Below are 23,237 nucleotides of genomic sequence, written 5' to 3' on the forward strand. Positions count from 1 at the left end.
GGCAAACCGTGATGCGCGACAAGTCGGCGACAGGTCTTGCTAGACCGTTGAACGACTGTTTAATATACTGAACATGTGTTTAACCAACAGCCCGTTCCGCAAGGATCCGCCGACGATCTGAGCACCGCGGCGCGCATTCGCGATACCGCGATCGAGGTGTTCGGCGAACACGGATTCCAGGTCGGAGTCCGCAAGATCGCCGCCGCCGCCGGCGTCTCCCCCGGCCTGGTCAACCATCACTTCGGGTCCAAGGACGGCCTGCGCGCCGCCTGCGACGACCGGGTGCTGCAGTTGATCCGCGACGAGAAGGTCAAGGCGATCACCGCGTCGTCGGTGAAGGCGGGCATGCTCGACGCCCTGGCCGAGATCGAGTCGTACGCGCCGCTGGTCGCCTACATGGTGCGTAGCCTGCAGGCAGGCGGACCGATGGCGGAATCACTGTTCGAGCACATGGCCGCAGATGCCGAGGGATACCTCGAGAAGGCGGTCGAGGCGGGCAGGATCAAACCCAGCCGCGACCCGGCGGCGCGCGCCCGATACCTGATGATGCTGAACGTCGGCGCAACCATGCTGTACATGCAGATGCGCCAGCACCGCGACGAGACGATCGACTACCGCAAGGCGATTCGCGAACTCAGCGAAGAACTCACCCCACCGGCCCTGGAGTTCTACACCCAAGGGCTGCTCACCGATCCCACGATCTTGGACACATTCACCAAGGAGAAGTGATGTCCGACATCATCGAAGTCCGCGATCTGCGCAAGACTTTCGGTCACGTCACCGCGCTCGACGGCCTCGACCTCACCGTCACCGAGGGCGAGATCCACGGCTTTCTCGGCCCCAACGGCGCGGGCAAGTCCACCACCATCCGGGTACTGCTCGGCATCCTGCGCGCCACCGGCGGGCAGGCTCGACTGTTCGGCCGCGACCCGTGGGCCGACGCGGTCGCATTGCACCGCGAATTGGCTTATGTGCCAGGCGATGTCACGTTGTGGCCGTCGCTGTCGGGCGGGGAGACCATCGATCTGCTCTCCCGGATGCGGGGCGGTCTCGACGAGAAGCGGCGCGATGAGCTGATCGAGCGCTTCGATCTCGACCCTCGCAAGAAGGCGCGCACCTATTCCAAGGGCAACCGCCAAAAGGTCTCGCTGGTCGCCGCGCTGGCCTCCGACGCGCCGCTGCTGCTGCTCGACGAGCCGACCTCGGGGCTGGATCCGTTGATGGAGCAGGTCTTCCGGGAGTGTGTGCACGAGGCGCGAGAGCGCGGCGCGACCGTCCTGTTGTCCAGCCACATCCTGTCCGAGGTCGAAGCGCTCTGCGATCGGGTCACCATCATCCGCGCCGGGCGCACGGTGGAGAGCGGGTCACTGTCGGATCTGCGCCACCTGTCGCGCACGTCGATCACCGCCGAATTGACCGGCGACGCGGGCGATCTGAGCCGCATCCCGGGCGTGGAGGACATCGAACTCGATAACCACACGCTGCGCTGCCAGGTCGACAACGAGCACCTCGGCGAGCTCATCCGGGTGCTCGGCGACGCGGGCGTGCGCAGCCTGACCAGCACGCCGCCCACGCTCGAAGAGCTGTTCCTGCGGCACTACCACGTCGACGGCCACGGCGCCGAGTCCAGCGCGGCCACCGGGGAGAAGGTGCGAGCATGACCACCGCCATCGCCGGCCGCGCCACGGCGGCGCGGGCATTCGGCGTATCCGGCGACTTCGTGGGCACCGGGCGATTGCTGCGGCTGTACCTGCGGCGCGACCGAATCGTGCTGCCGCTGTGGACGCTGCTCATCGGCCTGATGCCCGCGTTCCAGGTCGCCGGCATCAAGGGTCTGTACGACAACCAAGCGTCCCTGGACAGCTTCGCGCGGACCACGGCCGACAGTCCCGCGCTGATCGCCATGTACGGCCCGGTGTTCAGCTCCGCGCTCGGGTCGATCGGCACCTGGAAAGCAGGCGCCATGTACACCATGATCGCCATCGCCACGGTGCTCACGGTGATCCGGCACACCCGGGTCGAGGAGGAGACCGGCCGCGCGGAACTGGTGGGCGCCACCAGCATCGGACGCTACGCCGGTCTCACCGCCACCCTGCTCATGACCTATTCGGGAGCGTTGCTCGCCGGCATCGTGTGCGCCCTGTCGCTCTACGGCACCGACCTGCCCGGCGCGGGATCGGTGGCCTTCGGCGCCGCACTGGCCGCGTCCGGCATCGTCTGGGCGGCCGTCGCGGCGGTCGCCGCCCAGGTCAGCGCCGGTGCGCGGGTGGCGCGCGGAGTGGCCTTCGGCGCCCTCGGCGCGGCGTTCGCGCTACGGGCGGTCGGTGACGCCGGAAACGGTGTGCTGTCGTGGTTGTCGCCGATCGGCTGGTCGCTGCAGATCCGCCCGTACGCCGAGGAACGCTGGTGGGTGCTGCTGCTCTTCGCCGCTCTCGCGGTGCTGGGCACCGGCGTCGCGTACGCGTTGCTCGGCAACCGCGACGTCGGTTCCGGGCTCATCGCCGAGCGTCCGGGGCCGTCCGCGGCGGCGGCGATCCTGTCCGGTCCGTTCGGGCTGGCCTGGCGGCTGCAGCGCGGCACCCTGCTGGCGTGGACGGTGGGCTTCGCGCTCTACGGCCTGCTGATCGGCGGCGCGGTGAACAGCGTCGGCGACATGCTCGACGGCAGCGCGTCCATCCGGGACATGGTCACCCGGATGGGCGGCTCACAGCAGCTGCAGCAGTCCTTCATCACCTACGCGCTCACGATGCTCGCCGCGGCCGCGTCCGCCTACTCGATCTCCGCAGCCCTGCGGTTGCACGACGAGGAGACCAGCGCCCGGGTCGAGGCCACTCTGTCCGGCGCCGTCGGCCGCGTCCGCTACGCGTTGAGCCACATCGGCTTCGCGCTGCTCGGCCCCGCCGCCGCATTGCTGGTCTCGGGCGTGGCGATCGGCATCGTCTACGGCGCGGCGGACGGCGACCTCGGGACGAAACTTTCCCAATCGCTGGCCGCCGCCGCCGTGCAGGTGCCCGCGGTGTGGGTCGTCACGGGCATCGCGGTCGCGCTCTACGGTCTCGCACCGCGGTTCGCCCCGGTCGCGTGGGGCGTGCTCAGCGCCATGGTGGTGATCTTCTTCGTCGGCTCGCTCGACGGCCTGCCGCACTGGATGCTCGATCTCGTGCCGTTCGTCCACCCGCCGAAGGTGCCCGGCGCCGAATTCCAGGCGCAGCCGCTGCTGTGGCTGCTCGCGACCGCCGCGGCGCTGCTCGCCGTCGGCATCACCGCCTTCCGCAGCCGCGACCTGCGCTGACGGCGTTCTCCGTGGCCCGCGCGAACCCGTTCGCGCGGGCCACTTCTCGTCAGCGGGCCGTTCGGCTCGCCGCCTGCCTGAGGCGGCGCTCGCTGCGCCCGGCGCGTGGGCACAGCCCGGCCGCACCGAACGGCCGACAGGATATTTGCCGTGACCGACGGTGGGTCGCCGAACGTGGTCGCGCCGCTCCCTGGCGGTGGCCGCTACACCGGCGCCGACGCCCCGTTCTGCCGACGAAAGACGCGCGCAGCCAGTGCCGATCCGGCTGGGCCTGACGGTCGTCAGCGACCGGAGGGCGGGCCGGTCTACGAGGATGGCGTTTGCGGACGGTGTCTTCGGCGCGCGCACCACCCCGCACCGGCGGCCGTCGCCGACGCGGGCGCGGAGCCGGGACGACGATGGCTGCTGGTCGCGGCGGGCGCTATCGTCGTGGCCGGTGCCCTGGTGAGCCCTTGTTGTGATCCGCGGACGCGATTGGTCACGCCGCGCGTGTCACCCGGCGTGCTCGATTCCCAGTTTTCCCGCCAGGCGCGTGAGGTAGGCCCGGACGTCCTCCGCGGAACGGTCGGGCAGTCCGAAAACGGCTTCGGTGACCCCGGATTCGGCCCAGCGCGCCAGCTGCTGCGCGTCGTGCCGCCCGGCGAGCGCGATGACCTCAGGATTGTCGGCACGCCCCTGCTCGCGCCAGATCCGGCGCAGCAGAGCGATCTTGGGGTCCAGGTCGTCCTCGGTGGGCGTGGTGATCCATCCGTCGGCGTACTTCGCCAGCCAGGTGAAGTTCTTCTCGGTACCCGCCGCGCCGAGCAGGACCGGAATGCGCTTCTGCACCGGCTTCGGCCAAGACCAGCTGGCGCCGAAGGTGACGAACTCGCCGTCGAAGCCGGCTTCCTCTTCGGTCCACAGCACACGCATGGCCTCCAGATGCTCCCGCAGCACCGTTCTGCGTTTGCCCGCGGGCACGCCGTGGTGGGCCAGTTCGTCGGTGTTCCAGCCGAATCCGACGCCGAGGCTGACCCGGCCGCCGGACAGGTGATCCAGCGAGGCGATGGTCTTGGCCAGCGTGATCGGATGGTGTTCGGCGGGCAGCGCCACCGCGGTGGACAAGCCGATGCGCTCGGTCACGGACGCGGCGGTGCCGAGCGCGACCCACGGGTCAAGAGTCCGCAGATAACGGTCGTCGGGCAGGCTCGCATCGCCGGTGCGCGGGTGCGCCGCGGCCCGGACCACCGGAATGTGCGTGTGCTCGGGCACATAGAACGTGTCGAATCCGGCACGCTCGGCGGCCAGCGCCGCATCCGCGGGGGTGATGCCCCGATCGCTGGTGAACAACACGATTCCGTACCGCACCGTACGCGCTCCCATCGCCGAAATTAGAACAAGTTCTACCACGAACCTGCGGTCCGACCAAGGGGTGATCGCGACCGGCGCGCCCGCCGCGACCCGCACGGATGCCGAGAAGACATCGGATGACTAGGTTCGCCTCCATGAGTCCTGAGGCAACTTCCGTAGGCGATGTCACCACCGGACGGGTGGATCACCTCGGCTGGCGTCGCGGGCTTCGCCTGCGGCGTGCCCGGCCGATTCCGGTCGTCACCCAGGCCGTCGGCATGCTGGTCGCGGACCGGCAGGCGACCGCGGACACCATCGTCACCGCGCCCACGCCGTTGCAGCCGATCGACCTCACCGACGACGCCAGAGTCGCCGAAGTCCTCGACCTCGCGGTCCGGGTCGGCGAAGTGGTGCTGGCCTCCGGCACCGGCGTGGTGGACACCACCACGACGGTGCGGTTCATCGCCGCCACCTACGGGCTGTCCCGGTGCAGCATCGACGTCACCTACGACGCCATCCGCATCTGGGCCGACCGCGGCGCCGCGCTGCCACCGGCCAGCACGATGCGGATCGTGCACTACCGCGCCCTGGATTTCACCCGGCTCGCCGCCGTCGACCGGCTGACCCGCCGGATCCGCCACGAAGTGGTCCCTCCGGTTCAGGCCCGCGCCGCACTCGACGCGATCACCTCGGCGCCGCACCCGTACCACCGCTGGACCGCCACCGCGGCGTGGTCGCTGATGGCGGCGGCGATCGCCGCGTTGCTCGGCGGCGGCGCCCTCGTGGCCGCGGTCAGTTTCGCGACCACCGCGGCGATCGACCGCACCAATCGCGTCCTCAATCGCTACGGGCTGCCGTTCTTCTTCCAGCACATGGTGGGCGGCGCCATCGCGGCGATCCCGGCCATCGTGCTGGCGAGCCTCGCCGCGCGCTTGCGGATCGACGTCGACCCGACCCTGATCATCGCAGCCGGTATCACCGTGTTGCTGAGCGGATTGCAACTGGTCGGCTCGGTGCAGGACGCGATCACTGGCGCGCCCATCACGGCCACGGCCCGCATGCTCGAGGTGATGATGATGACCGGCGGCATCATCGCGGGTATCGCGCTCACCCTGCGCATCGCCGATCTCGTCGACGCCACCGTGCCCCCGGTGTACCTGACCTCCACCCGCGACATCACCGACCTGCCGGTGAAGATCGTGGCCGGTGCGGTGGCGGCCCTGGCGTTCGCGCTCGCCTGTTACGCCGAACGCCGGGCGCTGGCCGCGGCCGCGGGTAGCGGCGCCGCGGGCATCATTTGCTTCATGCTCATCCAGGAGGCGGGTTTCGGCCCGGTGATCTCCTCCGGCGTCGCCGCGACGCTGGTCGGCCTGGCCGGTGGCCTGATGGCCCGCCGCGCGCTGACTCCGCCGCTGGTCGTCGCCGTCGCGGGCATCACTCCGCTGCTTCCCGGCCTCAAGGTCTACCGCGGCCTCTACGCCCTGCTCAACGACGAACTGCTGATCGGAGGCAACCAGCTGCTCGCGGCCGTCGGCATCGGCTGCGCACTGGCGGCGGGCGTGACTCTCGGCGAATGGTGCGACCGCACCGTGCGCAGGCCGCGGATACTGCGCCGGTTCGGCTCGCTGCGCCGCCCGATCGTCCGGCGCCGCCGCCGATCGACGCCCGTGCACTGAGCCACGAGGTGCATGCGCGCGCAACTTCCGACCGGTAATCTCTTATCGAACTGGTCAGGGCCCGCGATTCGGTGGCGGCCCCGCTGTGAGGTGAGGTGGTCCGGACATGTCGGAGGCAGTACCGTTCTCGGCGCAGATCCGCACCGCCACCGCGCAACAGCATGCGGAGGCGGAGAACTCCCGCTTCATGAGCGACATGCTCGGCGGATCGCTCGGCGTCGACTCGTATCACCGCTACACCGGCCAGCTCTGGTTCATCTACCGCGCGCTCGAACAGCGGTGGGCGGCGCTGGCCGACGACCCGGTGGCCGGGCCGTTCATCCGGCCCGAGCTGGCCCGCACCGCGGAACTCGAGCGCGACCTCACACATCTGCTCGGCTCCGGCTGGCGAACCGGCTTGGAGCCGCTGCCCGCCACCGCCGCCTACGCCGAACGCATCGACGAGTGCGCGCGCGACTGGCCCGCCGGGTACATCGCCCACCACTACACCCGCTACCTCGGCGACCTGTCCGGCGGACAGGTCATCCGCGGCACCGCGGAGAAGCTGTGGGACCTACCGCATCGCGGCGACGGCGTCCGCTTCTACGTCTTCGACGGAGTCGGCAATCCCGCCGCGTTCAAGCGGGAATACCGCGCCCTGCTCGACCGGCTGCCGCTCGACGACCTGGAGCGCCGCCGCGTGCTCGACGAGGGCAGGCGCGCCTTCGCGATGAACACCGCGGTCTTCGAGGAACTCGCCGAGGAATTCCCGGCCGCGCAGTAGCGGGATCGGGCGCGGCGCATCGCCGTGCGGCAGGCGGCATTTCGGCTGTCGTGCGCGAACGTCGCCGACGTGGGACAGTCGTGATATGAGAGCGCGTCGCCGCATCGCCGTGGTTCTTGCCGGTCTTGCCGGTGTCGGTCTGGTGGGGGGTTGCGGCACGACGTCCGACCCCGGCGCCGGTCCCGGCTCCTCGACGGCGGCCGGGATCGTGCCGTTGATCTCGACGAACGACCTGCGTGCGGCGCAACCGGACGAGGTGCACCTGTTCGGCTTCAACGATCTCCACGGCAATCTGCAGCCGCCGAGCGGGTCCAACGGCAGGATCGCGCAATACGACGCGGGCGGAGCCGCGTATCTCGCCACTCATCTCGCCCGGCTGAAGGCCGCCTATCCGTCCAGCGCGGTGGTGGCGGCCGGGGACAACATCGGGGCCAGCCCGCTGATCTCCAGCCTGTTCCACGACGAACCGACGATCGACTTCCTCGACAACGTGGGAGTGGCCGCGTCCGCGGTCGGCAACCACGAATTCGACGACGGCGTGCTGGAATTGGCGCGCTTGCAACAAGGCGGGTGTGCCTTCGACGGATGTTCTCCCGGCGCTCCGTTCACCGGCGCGAAATTTCCCTATCTCGCGGCGAACGTCATCGATGCGCAGGGCAACCCACCGCCCGCGCTGCGCCCGTGGACCATGCTGGAGGTGGGCGGCCATCGGATCGGCGTAGTCGGCACGGTCACGCCCGAAACCGCGAGCATCGTTCTGCCCGAAGGCATCCGGGGCTTCCACTTCGGCGACGAAGCCGCCGCGATCAATCGCTACGTGCCGGAGTTGAAGGCGGCGGGCGCCGAAGCGATCGTGGCGCTGGTGCACGACGGCGGTTCCCAGCGGCCGGAGCGGAACGCGGCCCTGGACTACAACGGCTGTGCGAACGTCACCCCGAACGTGACGGGACTGGCCGAGCGGATCGACCCCGCGGTCCGGGCGGTGTTCACCGCCCACAGCCACCAGCCCTACGTGTGCACCATCGGCGGCAAGGTGATCACCCAGGCCGCCTCGTACGGGCGGCTCGTCACCGACGTCACGCTGCGTTTCGGCGGCGACGGCGTGCAGGCCTCGGCGGTCAACCGCGTGGTGACCCGCGAGGTGACACCCGACGCTCAGACGACCGCGCTGATCGATTTCTATACCGAGCAGTCCCGGCCGCGCGCGGGCCGCGTCGTCGGCGCGGCCGCGAACGCCCTCCCGCACGACCCGGGACCGGCGGGCACCTCGCCCCTGGGCGACGTGATCGCCGATTCCATGCTGTCGGCCACGGCGGGCCCGGCCGCCGCCGTCGCCGCCTTCATGAACCCCGGTGGCGTGCGCGCCGATCTGAAGCAGGGGCCGGTCACTTATGGCGACCTCTACACCGTCCAACCGTTCGGCAACCAGGTCGTCACGCTCACGCTGACCGGCAGCCAGATCCTGCGCCTGCTGGAACAGCAGTGGAACAACACCGGCAAATCGACCATTCTGTCTCCGGCGGGGTTCAGCTATACCTATTCCGACACCGCCCCCACAGGCGCGAAGGTGATCGCCGACAGCGTCCGCATCGCAGGTCAGCCACTGAATCCCGTCGCGACTTATCGCATCACGACCAACAACTTCCTGGCTTCGGGAGGCGACGGATTCACCGTCTTCACCGAGGGAGCCGATACCGCGGTGGGCCCGACCGACTTGGACGCCTTCGAGACGTTCCTGCGCGACAAGCCTCCGCTGCAGACGCCACCCGCCCGCGTCGAGAAGAAGTAGCGAGACCGGACGCTGCCCAGTTGCTGGACACTCGACCAGAACTCGGGTAACTGGAAATCTTTGTAACACATACCGTTTGACCTGCGCCGACGGTGACCAGTCCCACAGGGTGAACGGCTCATGATCGCTTGCCGGGGCCGCACGCGGTCGATTACTGTTGAGTAATAAGTCAGGACGAAGGTGTTCCTACTTTCGGCCCGACGTCTGTCGCTGGGGGCCGAATCGACGCTGTCCGCATCCATTGCCGCATGCCGGATGAATTGTGCGACAACAAGGTTCGACTGAACAGCAGGAGAGTGCGATGGCCACTTACATCGTGACGGGCGGGACCGGTTTCCTGGGCAGGCGGGTTGTGCAAGACCTGCTGGACAACGACGCCGAGGCGATCGTCCACGTGCTGGTGCGTGAGACGTCACTGGGCAAGTTCACCGACATCGCGGCGGGCTGGCGCGGCGCCGAGCGGGTCTACGCGCTGATCGGCGATCTCACCGCCGAAGGGCTCGGTTTGGCGTGCGAAGCGCCACGGGCCGACCACATCGTTCATCTGGGCGCGGTCTACGACATGACGGCCGACGAGGACACCGCGCACGCGGCGAACGTCACCGGCACGCGCTCGGTGCTGGCCCTGGCTCGCGAGCTGGGCGCGGTGCTGCACCACGTGTCTTCTGTGGCGGTGGCGGGCGACCACAAAGGCAAGTTCTTCGAGGAGGACTTCGACCTCGGACAGCAGCTGACCTCGCCGTATCACCGCACCAAGTTCGCCGCCGAGAAACTCGTCCGCCAGGCGCGCGGCGTGCGCTGGCGGGTCTATCGGCCCGCGATCGTCGTGGGCGATTCCCGCACCGGCGAGATGGACAAGATCGACGGCCCCTACTACTTCTTCGGCGCGATCGCGCGGCTGGCCACGCTGCCGTCCGATCTGCCGTTGCCGCTGCCCGATCTCGGCGCGACGAATATCGTTCCGGTCGACTATGTCTCGGCCGCCATGAGCGAACTGATCCGTCGCCCCGGCCTGGACGGACGCACCTTCCACCTGGTCAACCCCGAGCCGCAGCCCTTCGGGGAGGTGTATCGCGCGCTCGCCGCCGCGGCGGGCGCCCCGACCGGTGTGGGAACGGTGCCGGGCAGCGGTTTGGCGCTCAGCGGCCTCGCGCACATCCCCGGCGTCACCACCGTGCGCGATTTCCTGCTCGAGCAGGTGGGCATCCCGGCCGAAGTCGCTCCGCACACCTCGTTCTCCGCGGAGTTCATCAGCGATTCGACCCGCGCCCAGCTGCGCGGCTCCGGTCTGACCGTCCCGTCGTTCGACAGCTACGCCGAGCGGTTGTGGCAGTACTGGCGCGACCACCTCGACCCGCAGCGCGGCCGCGTGTCGGTCACCGGTGACCCGCTCGCCGGGCGGGTCGTGCTCATCACCGGAGCGTCCTCCGGTATCGGACTGGCCACCGCGCACGCCGTCGCCCGGCGCGGCGCCACGGTCCTCATGGTCGCCCGCGGTCACGACGACCTGGCGGCCGCCGCCGAGGCGGTGCGCGCGGAGGGCGGTGTCGCGCATACCTACCCGTGCGACATCACCGACTCCGAAGCGGTCGAGAAGCTCGTGCAGTGCGTCCTCGACGACCACGGCCACGTCGACTACCTGGTGAACAACGCGGGCCGTTCGATCCGCCGCTCCGTGCTCAACTCCACCGACCGGATGCACGATTTCGAGCGCACCATGGCGGTGAACTACTTCGGCGCCGTGCGGCTCATCCTGGGACTGCTGCCGTCGATGCGAGCGCGGCGCTTCGGGCACGTGGTCAACATCTCCTCGATCGCGGTGCAGACCAAGGTGCCCCGGTTCGCCGCCTACGTGGCGAGCAAGTCGGCGCTGGACAACTTCAGCGACATCGCGGCGGTGGAGAACCGGGATGCCGGTATCACGTTCACCTCGGTGCGGATGCCGCTGGTGCGGACCCCGATGATCGCCCCGACCGACCTGTACCGCTCGCTTCCGGTGCCGGATCCGGATCAGGCCGCGGCGATCGTGGTGCGCGCGCTCGAGGACCGGCCGCATCGCATCGACACGCCCGTCGGCACCTTCGCCCAGGCGGTCGAGTTGCTGATGCCGTCGGTGAAGCGTCAGATCATGCACCAGGGCTTCCGGCTGTTCGGGGAGTCCCGCGCGGCGCGGGGCGGCTCGGACCGCCGTCCGGCCGATCCGTCGCCCGCTGCCGAAGCGCCCGGCGGCGCGCTGTCCGCGCTGGCGCCGGTGATCATGCCGCTCATGGCGCTGCCCTCCCCCGCGGCGCGCGTCGCGCGCGTGGTTCCGGGCTTGCAGTGGTGACTGTGCAGGACTGAGGGGTGGGACCGACCTCGGGTCGGTCCCACCCCGCGGATTTCCCGTCTCGGGATGTCACATCCGGTCTACCGCGAACTCCACGGCGGGCCACATGGCCCACCGGTAGTCCGTGTGCGCGGCCGGACGGATGCCGCCTTCACACACCGGATCACCGCTCGCGCAGTAGTTTCCGGTCCGCCCGGCGTATCGGTCCGGCACGTTCCAGCCGATCAGCCGGATCGGGTCGCCGAACAGCAGCACCGCCGCCACCCGGGATTCCAGATCTCCGGGCAGCGAGTAGATGCCACCGAGCACGGTGACGATGCCGGTGCCGAGCACCCCGTGGGTGACGACGGCTCCTTGCGAGAAGCCCACCAGGATGAACCGCTGGTCCGGGCAGTTCTCCGCTTGCCACATCAGGTGCGCGGTCATGTCCTGCGTGCCGCGGCTGATCGAAGACGGTGCGAGCAGGTCGGCGGGGTAGTCCACCCGATAGGCCTGCGAATCGACCGGAAGTGCTTGCCACAGTGCGTCGTACAGCGGATCGCCCACCACCGAACCCAGATACCCGGGTTCATGGGTGCCTCTGGCGACGACGACGTCGACCGCCGCACAGGACGCGGCCCACGCGTGCATTCCCGTCGCAGCCCCGAAACCCGCGACGAGCAGTAGCACGGCGAATGCCCTTACTACACGCCACTTCTCGAACTGGATTACCTTCCGGTTGGCCATCGTACTCACCTACTCACGCCGTTGTGAGACAGCCGAGCGACACTTGTCAGTGATAATTACTCGGCTATATCCGCGAAGGTAAGAACGGCTGAGGAGGCGGTCAAGGAACTCCATCCGACCGATACGGAGTCAGCGCCGAATCGTGTTCTACGGCAGGAGAACCGCCGCACCGGCAAATCGTCCGTGCGCGAGATCGGCCAGCGCCCGATCGGCCATGTCCAGGGAATACCCGTGCGTGGTCAGATGTATCCGGTGTTCGCCGGCGAAAGCCAGGAATTCGCGGGCATCCGCGCGGGTGTTCGCGGTCACCGAGCGAATCTCTCGTTCCTGGAACAGATGCCGCTGGTAGTTCAAGGCGGGAATGTCGCTGAGGTGAATACCGGCGACGGCGAGGATCCCGCCGCGATCGAGCGCCGCCAGCGCGGGCGGCACCAGCTCACCGACGGGCGCGAACAGGATCGCCGAATCCAGCAGCACCGGAGGCGGATCCGCCGCGCCCCGCACCGAGGCGGCGCCCAGCGCGGCGGCGAGCTCCCGCGCCGCCGGATCCCGCGTCATCACGTGCACCTCCGCTCCGCGCGCGGCGGCTACCTGAGCGGCGATGTGGGCGCTGCCGCCGAAACCGTAGATCCCCAGCCGCCCGCCCTGCGGCACGGCGGCCCGCAGCAGCGCCCGGTACCCGATGATGCCGGCGCACAACAGCGGGGCGGTATCGGCATCGGAGTAGCCCGGGGGCAGCCGCAGCGCGTAAGTCGCGGGCACACAGGCGAATTCGGCGTAGCCGCCGTCGGCATCCCAGCCGGTGTAGGCCGAATGCGGACAGAGGTTCTCCGCCCCGCGCAGGCAGAACTTGCACTCGCCGCACGTGTGCCGCAGCCAGGCGATGCCCACCCGGTCCCCCACCGCGAAACCCTCCGCGGCCCTGCCGACCGCGACGACCTCGCCGACGACCTCGTGCCCCGGCACCACCCCCGCGCGGTGCGCCGGAAGGTCGCCTTCGGCCACGTGCAAGTCGGTCCGGCACACGCCGCAGGCCAGCACACGCACCAGTAGTTCGCCGGGACCGGGTTCGGGGACGGGTGTTCGCTCCGCGTCCAACGGTCCGCTCTCGATCGGACCCGGCCTGCGCACCCGCCAGCAACGCATCGCGGACGTACCGCTGCGAACCTCGCTCATCGGATCACCTCGCACCGATCGGATCGACACGGATGGACACCTCGACCGCGTCGGCCGGGCCGGAATCACCCTACTCGGCGAATACGGCCACGCGGTCCGGCGAATTCTGATACGTTTCTGTATCGAGTACATTCCTGTATCCAACGCCTCGACCGAGGAGGTGCCCGATGACGTCCGATGCCGCGCAGGCCGCGCCCGCCCGGGTCACCCGCCGCCGCGCCGAAACCAGGAACCGGCTGCTGACCGCCGCCTACGAGGCGTTCGCCGAGGAGGGTTTCGGCCGCGCCACCGTGGAGCGGGTCTGCGAGCGCGCCGGATTCACCCGCGGGGCGTTCTACTCGAACTTCAGCTCGCTGGACGAGCTCTTCCTGGCCATGTGGGAGCAGCGCTCCACGGCGATGCTCACCGAGGCGAGCGCCATCCTGGACGAGATCGCGGCCGAGGGCACCGATGACGTACGCGCCGCCGTCCAGCGACTGGAACGGGCGGTCCCGGTCGACGAGGGCTGGTACCGGATCACCGCCGAATTCACCGCGCACGCCCTGCGCACCCCCGCGCTGCGCCGGGTGATGGCCGCTCGTGAGGAGGCCATCGTCGCGGCGCTCATGCCCACGATCGTCGCGGCGCTCGCCCGCAGCGGCCGCACCGTGCCCGATCCGGAGGCATTCGGGCAAGCGCTCATCGCCGTCCACGACGGCACCAGCGTGCAGGTACTGATGGAGCCGGACAGCCGCGCCGTGCGCGAGCGCCGCACCGAACTCTTCCACCACGTCGTGCTGGCCTACAGCACCGCAACCGAAGGATGAACATGTCCCACAGCAGCCCCGAGGCGGACGTCCTCGTCGTCGGCGCCGGGCTGGCCGGCCTGGTCGCCACGCACGAACTGGTCAAGGCCGGTCGCACGGTGCACGTGCTCGATCAGGAGAACCGCAACAACCTCGGCGGCCAGGCGTTCTGGTCGCTGGGCGGGCTCTTCTTCGTCGACAGCCCAGAGCAGCGGCGTCTCGGCATCGAGGACTCCTACGATCTCGCTCTGCAGGACTGGCTCGGCTCGGCCGGCTTCGACCGCGACGACGAGGACAAATGGGCCCGGCAGTGGGCGCAGGCGTACGTACGGTTCGCGGCCACCGAGAAGCGGGACTACCTGCGCGACCTCGGCCTGCGCGTGACGCCGCTGGTCGGCTGGGCCGAACGCGGCGGCGCTACCGCTGACGGGCACGGCAACTCGGTGCCGCGCTTCCACCTCACCTGGGGCACGGGCCCCGAGGTGGTCCGGGTCTTCGCCGAGCCCGTGCTCGAAGGCGAGCGGCGCGGGCTGGTCCGCTTCGGCTTCCGTCACCGGGTGGACGAATTGATCGTGGAGGACGGCGCGGTGGTCGGTGTGCGTGGCGCCGTGCTCGAGGACACCGATCTGGAGCGCGGTCGCGCCTCGTCCCGCACCGAAGTCGGCGGGTTCGAACTGCGCGCCAAGGCCGTGATCGTGGCTTCCGGCGGGATCGGCCACAACCACGAGCTGATCCGGCGCAACTGGCCCACCGAACGACTGGGCCCGTGCCCGGAGACCATGATCTCCGGCGTGCCCGCGCACGTCGACGGCCGAATGCTGGCCATCACCGAGACAGCGGGCGGCGCCATCGTCAACCGCGACCGCATGTGGCATTACACCGAGGGCATCGTCAACTGGGATCCGATCTGGCCCGACCACGCCATCCGGATCATTCCGGGGCCGTCCTCGCTGTGGTTCGACGCCAACGGAAAGCGGCTGCCCGCACCGTGTTTCCCCGGATTCGATACGAACACGACGATGAAGGCGATCCTGAAGACCGGCTACGACTACTCCTGGTTCGTGCTCACCCAGTCGATCATCGAGAAGGAGTTCGCGCTGTCGGGCTCCGAGCAGAACCCGGACATCACCGGCAAGGACCTCAAACTCACTTTGAAGAGCCGCGTGGCCAAGGGCGCGCCGGGCCCGGTCGAGGCGTTCAAGCAGCACGGCGTCGATTTCGTCGTCGCAGACACGCTGCGCGAGCTGGTCGAGGGCATGAACAAGATCGCGCGCGGCCCCCAGTTGGATTACGACGACCTGGAACGCCAGATCGTCGCGCGCGACCGGGAACTGGCGAACAAGTACGGCAAGGACAGCCAGCTGATGGCGATCGCCAACGCGCGCCGCTACTTCGGCGACAAGGCGGGCCGGGTCGCCAAACCCCACCGGATCCTCGATCCCGCCGCGGGCCCGCTGATCGCCGTCCGGCTCAACATCCTCACCCGGAAGACCTTGGGCGGTCTGCAGACCGACCTGAGTTCCCAGGTGATCAGGCCGGACGGCACGGCGTTCCCGGGTCTGTACGCCGCGGGTGAGGTCGCCGGATTCGGCGGCGGCGGTGTGCACGGCTACAACGCGCTCGAGGGCACCTTCCTCGGCGGGTGCATCTTCTCCGGCCGGGCCGCTGGGCGTGCGCTGGCCGCGAGGCTCACCTGAGCGCTACCGTCGACAGCCGGACGCGACCGTGACGGGCCCTGTCGCGGTCGCCAGCGACGGCGACGACGTGAACGACGGCGCGCCGGAATAGAGCCGGGTGCCCGCCGAGTATCGCCCCGGTTCCACCCGCACATCGGTGATCTCGGCCTCGTTGCCGAAGACGTCCGTCACGCGCGCGGTGAACGGGCCCAGCCCGGCGCCGGAAAGGGTCCAGTAGTTGTCGGCCCGTCGGCTGAGCTGTCGCCACGGCCCACCCTCCGCCGGACGAACAGCCGCCTCGCGCAATGGGTTTCCGGTGCCGCCGAACAGGATGCCGAACCAGGACGCGGACGAATCCGGCTTCACCTCGTAGGTCAGCTCCTGCGCCGGTTGCGGATCGCGGACCAGACGGTAGCCGACCCGCGCCACTCCGTCGCGGGGATCGGCGATCCGCTCGAACGCCGCAGCGCTGAGATCCAATTGTCCCGGAGCGCATGCCGGGCAGTGGTCGACCACCAGCGCGCGGACCGACCCCCGTGGGCCCGCGATGTCCAGCAATGCCCCGCAGAGATCGGCGCGCCCGTAGTCGCGGGTCGAAAGCCCGGCATAGTAGCCGTCCGGCGGCAGCTCGCGGAAGGAACACGATGTCCGCGTGCCGAAGACGTAGTAGCGCACCTCGGCGGACATGTCCGGCCCGATCGGCGCGAAAGTCACGGCGGACACGGGAAATCGGGACGGCGAGGACACCTCGTCGAGCGGATGCGCCGCGGCGCAGGTCGGCGCCGACGGCCGCACCAGCCAGACGACCACCGCGACGGTGGCCAGCGCGCCCGCCGCAAACCATAGCCATTCGGAACGGAATGGCCGCTCTTGGATCGGTACCCGGTGCATCGCTTCCCCGACTCCGGCTCGGCTCCTCGCGGACTGTCCATCCTGACTTCACCAGGAAAGCAGCCCGGCCGCTCGCGCGCACAGCGAACGAAAATTCTTCACAGTGAAAGGCGGGCAATTCAGCAAGCGCACCGCTAATTTCGGCCATTCCGCCCGGGGACGGCCACGGCCGATCGGAAATGATCCGGCGGAGCCGGGCGCACCGATGCCGGGCCGCGCGGTGCAGCTAGAGCCTACGCGCGTGCCGAGGACACAGGGTTCGCCCCGCCTCACGGGCGATCTCGGCCAGCGCCATGGCCAGCCGCGCGGTGTCCGGCGCCACCGCGTCGGCACCGATCAGGCCCGACAGCGACACCGCGGCCACCGCCGCGCCGCGACCGCGAATCGGCACTGCCACGCACGTGATTCCGGGCACGGACTCCTCGTTGTCGACGGCGACACCCTGACGGTTGCGGATGCGGCCGAGTTCGCGATGCAGTTCGGCGCGGTCGGCGAGGGTGCGAGCGGTCAGTTGCGGCAGGCGATCCCGGAAGGACGCCTCCACGATGCTCGGGTCCAGCGTCGCCAGCAGCGCCTTGCCGAGCGCGGTGCTGTGCGCGGGCATCCGGCCGCCGAGCCGGGTGGGCACGCCGGCGGCGATCCGGCCGCCGATCTTGTCCAGGTACAGCACATCGCGCCCGTCCAGAACGCCGAGATGGCCCACCATTCCGGTCTGCTGGCAGACGTCGTGCAGCAGTGGGCTCACCACATCGCGGATCTCGTTTTGGTCGGCGGCCAGGCCACCCAACTCCAGAGTGCGCAAGCCGAGCCGATAGCCGCCGGGCGCGTGCGCCAGCCAGCGCAGCCGGATCAGCTGGTCGAGGATGCGATGCACGGTAGAGCGCGGCAGTCCGGTGCGCTCGGCCAGTTCGACGAGGGTGAGCGTCGGCGTCGCGCCGTCGAACGCCTCCAATATCAACGTCATCCGCTCGATCATCGATGCCGGGGGCTGGCTCGGTCGTGCTGCCTGTCCGGATCCGGTCGGCAAATCCCCCGTCTCGGAATCGGTCATCACCTCGACCGTCATTGCCAACCTCCACGCGTGCTCGCGTAGAGCTTAGAGGCCGCTAAGCGGACCCGTGCGCGGAATCCTCGAGGGCGAAAAGCCACTCGCGGGTGTACCGCTCGGCCAGCAGGGGCAGGAAGTTGAAGATGGTGGCGTGGTGTGCGACATGGTCGTAGGAGGCCTGGAGATGGTCCTCGATCGCGGCTTCGCTGGCGACGCCGTCGAATTCGTTCTCCAAGCGCCGCGCGGCCGCCTCGAGGGCGAGTTCTTGGTCGAGAGGGATCTGCTGGTTCGAGTCGTGGGTGGCATGGCGGTCGGTCATCGCAAGATTCCCCTGGTCGTGACGGATCGGTACCCAGGACGCTGTCGTGGCGCACGATAACGCCCGTCATATGGGTACCCGCCCCCGGTCGGTTCGACACCCTCGCCTGCGGCCGAGGTCCCCGATCCGGCCTCCGCTCCGGACGACACGGTTGATCCTCGCGGATCTCGATCCGTCCCTTCGCGACGCCGACTCGCACCAAAATAGAACACGTTCTTGTCTGCGGGGGCTGCGCGTGCCAGGCTCGACAGATGGATCTCGACGCCATCGAAGCCGTCCGCCAGTTGAAATACCGCTACTTCCGTGCCCTCGACCTCAAAGAGTGGGACGAGTTCGCCGACACCCTCGCGGTCGACGCGAAAGGGCGCTACGGCACCCACGCCATGGGCGAGCCGCTGAACCTCGACGGACGTGACGCCATCACCGCGTTCATGCGGGAGAATCTCGGCCCCTCGGTGGTCACCGTCCACATCGCCAACCACCCGGAGATCGGCGTCGACGGCGCGACGGCCACGGGATCCTGGGCCTTCGAGGACACCGTGCTCGCCACCGAGTACGGGGTGCTGATCCGGGGAGCCGGCTACTACACCGACACCTACCGCCGCGACGACGACGGCAACTGGCGCATCGCCTCCACGGCCTACCGGCGCATCTACGAATCCATGCAGTCGCTGTCGGACACACCCAGCTTCCAGTTGCTGTCCAACATGTGGGCGCCCGGTAAGTGACGGGCGGGAAAACGGTCCACTATCCGCCCGGTGGCGCTGGACGGTCCCGCGCCGCCCGGCGGATGCTGCGAACATGCCCTCGCTAGCGCCTGACGAGTTCACTCCCGAGATCACCTACCTGAACACCGCCTCCTTCGGTCTGCCGTCCGCCCGCGCCCTGACCGCGGTGCGCGAGGCGAGCACGAGCTGGGCCACCGGCCGCAGTGGCCCGACATCCCAAGTGGACCTCCTGGTACCCGACCTGCGCGCGGGCTTCGCCCGGCTGCTCGATGGTGCCACCGCCGATGACATAGCGCTCGGCAGCGGTGTCGCGGGCCTGATCGCACCCGTGGCCGCCGCACTGCCACCGGGCGCGGAGGTCCTCCTGCCGGAAGGCGAATTCGCCTCGGTCTCGATGCCTTTCGTGTATCGGGACGATCTCGTCGTGCGCTTCGTCCCTTTGGCGGAGCTGGCCGCGCAGGTCCGTCCGGAGACGGAGTTGGTGGCGGTGAGCGTGGTCCAATCCGCGGACGGCCGCGTCGCCGATCTCCCCGAGCTGCGCGCGGTCACCCGGGCCAACAACGCGCGTTTGCTCGTGGACGCCACCCAGGCCGCGGGCTGGCTGCCGCTGCGCTTCGCCGACGCGGACTACTGGGTCTGCGCCAGCTTCAAATGGCTGATCGGCGCGCGCAGCGTCGCGTTCCTCGCCACGCCGCCCGAGTTCGTCCCGCAGCTGCGTCCGATCGGCTCGAGTTGGTACGCCGCCGAGGACCGCTGGGCGGAGCTGTACCGCCCGGCCGCGCTGCCCGCGACGGCACGGCGATTCGACACGACGCCCGATTGGCTCGGCGTCGTGGCGGCGCTGGCGGGACTGTCGCTGATCGAGGAACTCACCGTCGACAAGATCGGCGCGCACGACCTCGAACTCGCCGGCCATTTCCGTGCCGGACTGCGCGAACTGGGTTTCGAGCCCGTCGAGGCGCCCTCGCCGATCGTCTCCGTCCCTGGCGCGGGCGACCTCGCGGCCCGGCTCGAGCAGGCCGAGGTGGTCGCCTCAGCGCGAGGCGGCGGCTTGCGATTCGCCTTCCACCTCTACAACAGCGCCGACGACATCGAGCGGGCACTGTCCGCGCTGCGAGCCGGGTAGTCCCCGCCGCGGCCGCCTACCTGCCCGACCAGTCGAAACGGGCGAGCCCGAAGTGCTGGCCGAGCAACAGCGCCGACGACATCGAGCGGGCACTGTCCGCGCTGCGAGCCCGGTAGTCCCCACTGCAGGTCGCCTACCTGCCCGACCAGTCGAAACGGGCGAGCCCGAAGTGTTGGCCGAGCAACCGCGCCGACGACATCGAGCGGGCACTGTCCGCGCTGCGAGCCCGGTAGTCCCCACTGCAGGTCGCCTACCTGCCCGACCGGTCGAAACGGGCGAGCCCGAAGCGTGGCCGAGCAACAGCGCCAACACTTCCGGTCGGCTGTTTGCGTCCGAGTTCGCGACGACGGGGCACTGTCGCCTGCGGGCCGGGTAGCTCCGCGTGCTACCGAGCCGGTCACACGACCGGGCGGGGCCAATAGCGTGACACGCTGTCGCCGACCGACCGGCACGCCGTGCAGCCGGTCGGTCGGTAGGCCGGTCGCCCGGTCGGTCGGCAAGCCGCAGCTCATCGATGACCTCGACCGCGCACAGTCCGCGCGGTACGCCGAATTGCCTCGGCCGGGGCCGCCGTGCGATCGGCCTGTAGCTCCGCAGGCCTTCTACCTCCTACCTCCGCGTACCGTGGGCCGGGTGGTGGGTCAGCGACCGGGACGCTGCGCGGGAGCGGTGATCAGCGGGAGATCGAGCGCGGTGAGAATTCCGGCGGGCGCCGCGACCACGGCTGGAATCGCATTGACGATGCGCAGGCCGGTCGCCAGCACGGTCGCGTAGTTGTGATCCCCGTTGCGGCTCGAGGTCACCAAGTCCAACGCGTAATTGGGCTCGCCGGTGATCTCGACCCGGTAGGAGCCCTCCGGGTCCGCCGGTTGGGGCCAGTCCGGACACAGGTCGGGGCGCAGCCTGGTCACGTGCTCGAGGACCGTGACGGGCACATCTCCGACCATGCCCCGCACTTCGAAACGCAGTGCCGCCGCGGTTCCTTCGGCGATGTGCCCGGTCGCGATGTCGAACGACTCCGGCGCCGCGATCCGCTCGTAGGATTGCGTGACGGCGTCGAGGGTGACCCCGATCCCGGCCGCGAGCTGGCGAACCGTGCTGCCCCAGGCGAGCGACAGCACGCCGGGCTGCAACAGCATGGGGATCTCGTCGAGTGGCTTGCCGAAGCCCATGATGTCGAACATGACCGCGCGGTTGTCGTAGCTGGCGTAGTCCACGATCTCCAGACAGCGCAGCTGATCGATGCGCAGACAGGTCCCCGCGAGCGCGAGCGGCAGCAGGTCGTTGGCGAAACCGGGGTCGATGCCGTTCACCCACAGCGACGAATTGCCCTGCGCGGCCGCCTCCTGCACCGGCTTCAGCAACTCGTCGGGCAGCACGCCGTAGGGGTACTGGAAGAACACGGGTGCGCACGCGACGACATTGATCCCGGCGGCCAGGATGCGTTGCAGATCCTGTACGGCTTCGAACAGCCGGTTGTCGGTCATGCAGCAGTAGACGACGCAGTCCGGACGCGACGCGAGCAATGCCTCCGCGTCGGTCGTCGCGGCGACGCCGACGGGCTGATCGAGCCCCGCGAGCGTCCCCGCGTCCGCTCCGCTCTTGGCACCGGACACCCACACGCCGGTCAATTCCAGTTCAGGATGGGCGATTACGCCGGCCAAGGCATGCTTGCCCACATTGCCGGTGCCCCATTGCACTACGCGATATGTCATGTCACAGGTCCGGGATCGGAAGGTCGAGGTTGGGAACGATCAAACCGCCGTCGGGCTCGAGAATCTTGCCGGTGAGATACTTCCCCGCAGGGGACACCAGGTATAGCGCGGCCGCTGCGATGTCCTCCGGTTCGCCGATGCGATGCAGCGGTGTCTTCGACTCCAATTCGGTACGCATGGCGTCGTTTCCGGCGACGACCTCCAGTGCGGAGGTCAGGATCGAGCCCGGCGCGATGGCGTTGACCCGGATACGCGGATTGAGGTCGAGAGCGGCGAGCTTGGTGTAATGGGCCAGAGCCGCCTTGGCGGTGCCGTATGCCGCGAACGCACGTCCGGGAAGCCGCCCCATCGTGGACGTGATGTTGAGAATCGAGCCGCCGCCCGCTGTTTCGAGTATGCGCGGCACCGCGGCGCGTACCAAGGCGTGCGCGTTCGAGACATTGAAGTCGAACGCGTCCCGCAGCGCCTGCGGCGTCGTGTCCAGCAGCGGGCACGGCAGTGCGCCGCCCACGTTGTTCACCACGATGTCCAATCGCCCGAAGCGTTCGACCGCGGCTTCGGCGAGTGCCGCTGTGGCCTCGGCGTCGCTCAGATCTGCGGGCACCACGTGGGCCTGTCGCCCGGTGGCGGAAACCCGCTCGGCTACCTCATCGAGCTGGCTTTTGGTTCGTGCGGCGATGACGACATTCGCACCCGCCTCCGCGAACGCGACCGCTATAGCCGCGCCCAGGCCACGTCCTGCGCCGGTGACTATCGCGACCTGATCATCGATTCGGAACCGTTCCAGAATCATTCACGCTCCTAAGCGCCGACTGACGAATATTCGACAGCATGTGATCTAATATTCGTCATCGTAAGTCGCTCACCGAGCCGGGACAAGGGGTTGCCATCATGCCGGACCGATCTGCGTCGCCGCCCACGCGGCGCGTCGTCGACATCGTGTCGCTACTGGCGACCTCCGGGGAGCCGATCAGCGTCGCGGGCATCGCCGAACGGCTGGGCATCGCGCGCGCGACCGCGACCGCAATCCTGGTCGAGTTGGACGCGGCCGGTTGGGTCGTGCGCGACCCGGCTCGTGGTTACGGCATCGGCCCGGCGCTGGTGGGATTGCACGGCGCCGCGCTTCCACAGGACGTGGGCGAGCTCCTCGCCGGTCTCGCTGCCCGGACCGGCTATGGCGCCACGTTCAGCCGCATCGAGCCGGACCAGCTCACCGTGCTCGACGTCCGGCACGGCGTCGACCGGGTGGTGCCGGGAATCCCAGTGGGACATCGCATTCCGCTCCAATTCCCGGCCGGCGCGAGTGTGATGCCGTGGCGTCCGGCAAAGGAGCAGAATACGTGGCTGAACACCGCCGACGAGGCGGATCAACGCATCGTCGGCGCGCTGCTGGCACTGGTGCGTGAACGCGGGGTCGCGGTGTTCCGGCCGCGCGCCGACGACGCGGGCCTGGTCGACCTGCTCGCCGATCTGCTCGGCGCGGTCGGATCCGAATTGCTGCGACCGCATCTGCGTACTCGCGCGCTACGCCAGCTCGCCGCGCTCACGTCCCGGCCTTTCACGCGGGCGGAGCTGGATTCGGATGAGATATTGCCGCTGAGTTATCTCGCGGCCCCGGTTTTCGATGCGAGCGGCACCGCGGCCTACGAAGTTCAGCTGGGGCCATTGCAGGTGGCGACGACGCGCGTGGAACGCGATGAATTCGTCGATGCGACCCGCAGCGCGGCAGCCGAATTGACGAACGCGCTCACCGCCGGTCGGCATGGAAAGTAATTCTCCGCATGAACGACGAAAGGCCCTCGACGGTGTCGAGGGCCTTTCGTGAAAGGATGTTCCGGCGGTGTCCTACTCTCCCACACCCTGTCGAGTGCA

The 23,237-nt window shown here is 69.3% G+C and carries 20 protein-coding genes; 12 read left to right on the forward strand and 8 right to left on the reverse strand.

Annotation, left to right across the window (positions count from 1 at the left end):
- Positions 1–75 precede the first annotated feature (75 nt).
- Genes ABZ824_RS35090 through ABZ824_RS35100 form a run of 3 tightly spaced genes read left to right on the forward strand, consistent with a single transcriptional unit; the run spans position 76 to position 3,292 of the window.
- On the forward strand, positions 76–729 hold the full coding sequence (locus tag ABZ824_RS35090) for a TetR family transcriptional regulator (protein WP_356968613.1): 654 nt from the start codon (positions 76–78) through the stop codon (positions 727–729).
- Complete coding sequence (locus ABZ824_RS35095; protein WP_356968615.1) at positions 729–1,661, forward strand: ABC transporter ATP-binding protein; 933 nt, start codon at positions 729–731, stop codon at positions 1,659–1,661. Before ABZ824_RS35090 ends, ABZ824_RS35095 begins: the two co-directional genes overlap by 1 nt.
- Positions 1,658–3,292, forward strand: coding sequence for an ABC transporter permease (locus tag ABZ824_RS35100; protein WP_356968617.1), 1,635 nt, complete (start codon positions 1,658–1,660; stop codon positions 3,290–3,292). Before ABZ824_RS35095 ends, ABZ824_RS35100 begins: the two co-directional genes overlap by 4 nt.
- A 492-nt stretch (positions 3,293–3,784) precedes the next feature.
- Here the strand turns inward: ABZ824_RS35100 and ABZ824_RS35105 are convergent, their stop codons facing one another.
- Positions 3,785–4,639: an LLM class F420-dependent oxidoreductase gene (locus tag ABZ824_RS35105; protein ID WP_355078551.1), complete on the reverse strand. Its 855-nt coding sequence runs from the start codon at positions 4,637–4,639 to the stop codon at positions 3,785–3,787.
- A 260-nt stretch (positions 4,640–4,899) separates the two neighbouring features.
- Between ABZ824_RS35105 and ABZ824_RS35110 the strand changes: the two genes are divergently transcribed.
- The 4 genes from ABZ824_RS35110 (at position 4,900) to ABZ824_RS35125 (ending at position 11,175) form a co-directional block, all read left to right on the forward strand.
- Positions 4,900–6,297, forward strand: a complete 1,398-nt coding sequence (locus ABZ824_RS35110; RefSeq protein ID WP_356968654.1) for a threonine/serine exporter family protein — start codon at positions 4,900–4,902, stop codon at positions 6,295–6,297.
- 106 nt (positions 6,298–6,403) lie between these two features.
- Positions 6,404–7,060 (forward strand): biliverdin-producing heme oxygenase, encoded by a 657-nt coding sequence (locus tag ABZ824_RS35115; RefSeq protein ID WP_355078510.1) that lies wholly within the window; start codon positions 6,404–6,406, stop codon positions 7,058–7,060.
- A gap of 85 nt (positions 7,061–7,145) precedes the next feature.
- Positions 7,146–8,849 (forward strand): 5'-nucleotidase C-terminal domain-containing protein, encoded by a 1,704-nt coding sequence (locus tag ABZ824_RS35120; RefSeq protein ID WP_356968620.1) that lies wholly within the window; start codon positions 7,146–7,148, stop codon positions 8,847–8,849.
- 301 nt (positions 8,850–9,150) lie between these two features.
- The gene (locus ABZ824_RS35125; protein ID WP_355078512.1) at positions 9,151–11,175 is read left to right on the forward strand and encodes an SDR family oxidoreductase; all 2,025 of its coding nucleotides are present in this window, start codon (positions 9,151–9,153) and stop codon (positions 11,173–11,175) included.
- Positions 11,176–11,244: 69 nt separating this feature from the next.
- Here ABZ824_RS35125 and ABZ824_RS35130 read toward each other — a convergent pair whose 3' ends face one another.
- Both ABZ824_RS35130 and ABZ824_RS35135 read right to left on the reverse strand, forming a co-directional pair.
- A complete protein-coding gene (locus ABZ824_RS35130; protein ID WP_356968622.1) occupies positions 11,245–11,901 on the reverse strand; it encodes a cutinase family protein in 657 nt (218 codons plus the stop codon).
- Between the two features lie 147 nt (positions 11,902–12,048).
- Entirely contained in the window at positions 12,049–13,047 is a 999-nt protein-coding gene (locus tag ABZ824_RS35135; RefSeq protein ID WP_356968656.1) for a zinc-binding alcohol dehydrogenase family protein, read from the reverse strand.
- A 197-nt stretch (positions 13,048–13,244) separates the two neighbouring features.
- Here ABZ824_RS35135 and ABZ824_RS35140 point away from each other — a divergent pair, with 197 nt between their 5' ends.
- Positions 13,245–13,883, forward strand: coding sequence for a TetR family transcriptional regulator (locus tag ABZ824_RS35140; RefSeq protein WP_356968624.1), 639 nt, complete (start codon positions 13,245–13,247; stop codon positions 13,881–13,883).
- Positions 13,880–15,559 carry an FAD-binding dehydrogenase gene (locus tag ABZ824_RS35145; RefSeq protein ID WP_356968626.1) on the forward strand — a complete coding sequence of 560 codons (1,680 nt, stop codon included), beginning with the start codon at positions 13,880–13,882 and terminating at the stop codon, positions 15,557–15,559. The genes ABZ824_RS35140 and ABZ824_RS35145 overlap by 4 nt, the downstream gene beginning before the upstream one ends.
- Before the next feature lie 3 nt (positions 15,560–15,562).
- Here ABZ824_RS35145 and ABZ824_RS35150 read toward each other — a convergent pair whose 3' ends face one another.
- The 3 genes from ABZ824_RS35150 to ABZ824_RS35160 form a co-directional block, all read right to left on the reverse strand.
- Positions 15,563–16,429 (reverse strand): expansin EXLX1 family cellulose-binding protein, encoded by an 867-nt coding sequence (locus ABZ824_RS35150; RefSeq protein WP_356968628.1) that lies wholly within the window; start codon positions 16,427–16,429, stop codon positions 15,563–15,565.
- Positions 16,430–16,655: 226 nt separating this feature from the next.
- Positions 16,656–17,393 (reverse strand): IclR family transcriptional regulator, encoded by a 738-nt coding sequence (locus tag ABZ824_RS35155; protein ID WP_356968630.1) that lies wholly within the window; start codon positions 17,391–17,393, stop codon positions 16,656–16,658.
- A gap of 142 nt (positions 17,394–17,535) precedes the next feature.
- Positions 17,536–17,796, reverse strand: a complete 261-nt coding sequence (locus ABZ824_RS35160) for a three-helix bundle dimerization domain-containing protein (protein ID WP_356968632.1) — start codon at positions 17,794–17,796, stop codon at positions 17,536–17,538.
- 251 nt (positions 17,797–18,047) lie between these two features.
- Here ABZ824_RS35160 and ABZ824_RS35165 point away from each other — a divergent pair, with 251 nt between their 5' ends.
- Together ABZ824_RS35165 and ABZ824_RS35170 are read left to right on the forward strand one after the other, a co-directional pair.
- Positions 18,048–18,524 (forward strand): nuclear transport factor 2 family protein, encoded by a 477-nt coding sequence (locus tag ABZ824_RS35165; RefSeq protein ID WP_356968634.1) that lies wholly within the window; start codon positions 18,048–18,050, stop codon positions 18,522–18,524.
- Between the two features lie 73 nt (positions 18,525–18,597).
- Positions 18,598–19,650, forward strand: coding sequence for an aminotransferase class V-fold PLP-dependent enzyme (locus tag ABZ824_RS35170; RefSeq protein WP_356968636.1), 1,053 nt, complete (start codon positions 18,598–18,600; stop codon positions 19,648–19,650).
- Positions 19,651–20,291: 641 nt separating this feature from the next.
- Here ABZ824_RS35170 and ABZ824_RS35175 read toward each other — a convergent pair.
- Both ABZ824_RS35175 and ABZ824_RS35180 read right to left on the reverse strand, forming a co-directional pair.
- Positions 20,292–21,365: a diacylglycerol kinase gene (locus ABZ824_RS35175; protein ID WP_356968638.1), complete on the reverse strand. Its 1,074-nt coding sequence runs from the start codon at positions 21,363–21,365 to the stop codon at positions 20,292–20,294.
- Position 21,366: 1 nt separating this feature from the next.
- On the reverse strand, positions 21,367–22,158 hold the full coding sequence (locus tag ABZ824_RS35180) for an SDR family oxidoreductase (RefSeq protein ID WP_356968640.1): 792 nt from the start codon (positions 22,156–22,158) through the stop codon (positions 21,367–21,369).
- 98 nt (positions 22,159–22,256) lie between these two features.
- Between ABZ824_RS35180 and ABZ824_RS35185 the strand changes: the two genes are divergently transcribed.
- Positions 22,257–23,138, forward strand: a complete 882-nt coding sequence (locus tag ABZ824_RS35185) for a helix-turn-helix domain-containing protein (RefSeq protein ID WP_356968642.1) — start codon at positions 22,257–22,259, stop codon at positions 23,136–23,138.
- Positions 23,139–23,237 lie beyond the last annotated feature (99 nt).

The sequence above is a fragment of the Nocardia sp. NPDC047038 genome (genome assembly GCF_040644075.1).
GTDB lineage: Bacteria > Actinomycetota > Actinomycetes > Mycobacteriales > Mycobacteriaceae > Nocardia > Nocardia sichangensis.

Coding starts and splice junctions, on each gene's coding strand:
- ABZ824_RS35145 (WP_356968626.1), top strand. CDS start 13,880: ATGAACATGTCCCACAGCAGCCCCGAGGCGGACGTCCTCGTCGTCGGC.
- ABZ824_RS35160 (WP_356968632.1), bottom strand. CDS start 17,796: ATGACCGACCGCCATGCCACCCACGACTCGAACCAGCAGATCCCTCTC.
- ABZ824_RS35175 (WP_356968638.1), bottom strand. CDS start 21,365: ATGACATATCGCGTAGTGCAATGGGGCACCGGCAATGTGGGCAAGCAT.
- ABZ824_RS35180 (WP_356968640.1), bottom strand. CDS start 22,158: ATGATTCTGGAACGGTTCCGAATCGATGATCAGGTCGCGATAGTCACC.
- ABZ824_RS35155 (WP_356968630.1), bottom strand. CDS start 17,393: ATGACGTTGATATTGGAGGCGTTCGACGGCGCGACGCCGACGCTCACC.
- ABZ824_RS35115 (WP_355078510.1), top strand. CDS start 6,404: ATGTCGGAGGCAGTACCGTTCTCGGCGCAGATCCGCACCGCCACCGCG.
- ABZ824_RS35150 (WP_356968628.1), bottom strand. CDS start 16,429: ATGCACCGGGTACCGATCCAAGAGCGGCCATTCCGTTCCGAATGGCTA.
- ABZ824_RS35100 (WP_356968617.1), top strand. CDS start 1,658: ATGACCACCGCCATCGCCGGCCGCGCCACGGCGGCGCGGGCATTCGGC.
- ABZ824_RS35165 (WP_356968634.1), top strand. CDS start 18,048: ATGGATCTCGACGCCATCGAAGCCGTCCGCCAGTTGAAATACCGCTAC.
- ABZ824_RS35130 (WP_356968622.1), bottom strand. CDS start 11,901: ATGGCCAACCGGAAGGTAATCCAGTTCGAGAAGTGGCGTGTAGTAAGG.
- ABZ824_RS35125 (WP_355078512.1), top strand. CDS start 9,151: ATGGCCACTTACATCGTGACGGGCGGGACCGGTTTCCTGGGCAGGCGG.
- ABZ824_RS35120 (WP_356968620.1), top strand. CDS start 7,146: ATGAGAGCGCGTCGCCGCATCGCCGTGGTTCTTGCCGGTCTTGCCGGT.
- ABZ824_RS35095 (WP_356968615.1), top strand. CDS start 729: ATGTCCGACATCATCGAAGTCCGCGATCTGCGCAAGACTTTCGGTCAC.
- ABZ824_RS35185 (WP_356968642.1), top strand. CDS start 22,257: ATGCCGGACCGATCTGCGTCGCCGCCCACGCGGCGCGTCGTCGACATC.
- ABZ824_RS35135 (WP_356968656.1), bottom strand. CDS start 13,047: ATGCGTTGCTGGCGGGTGCGCAGGCCGGGTCCGATCGAGAGCGGACCG.
- ABZ824_RS35140 (WP_356968624.1), top strand. CDS start 13,245: ATGACGTCCGATGCCGCGCAGGCCGCGCCCGCCCGGGTCACCCGCCGC.
- ABZ824_RS35110 (WP_356968654.1), top strand. CDS start 4,900: ATGCTGGTCGCGGACCGGCAGGCGACCGCGGACACCATCGTCACCGCG.
- ABZ824_RS35170 (WP_356968636.1), top strand. CDS start 18,598: ATGCCCTCGCTAGCGCCTGACGAGTTCACTCCCGAGATCACCTACCTG.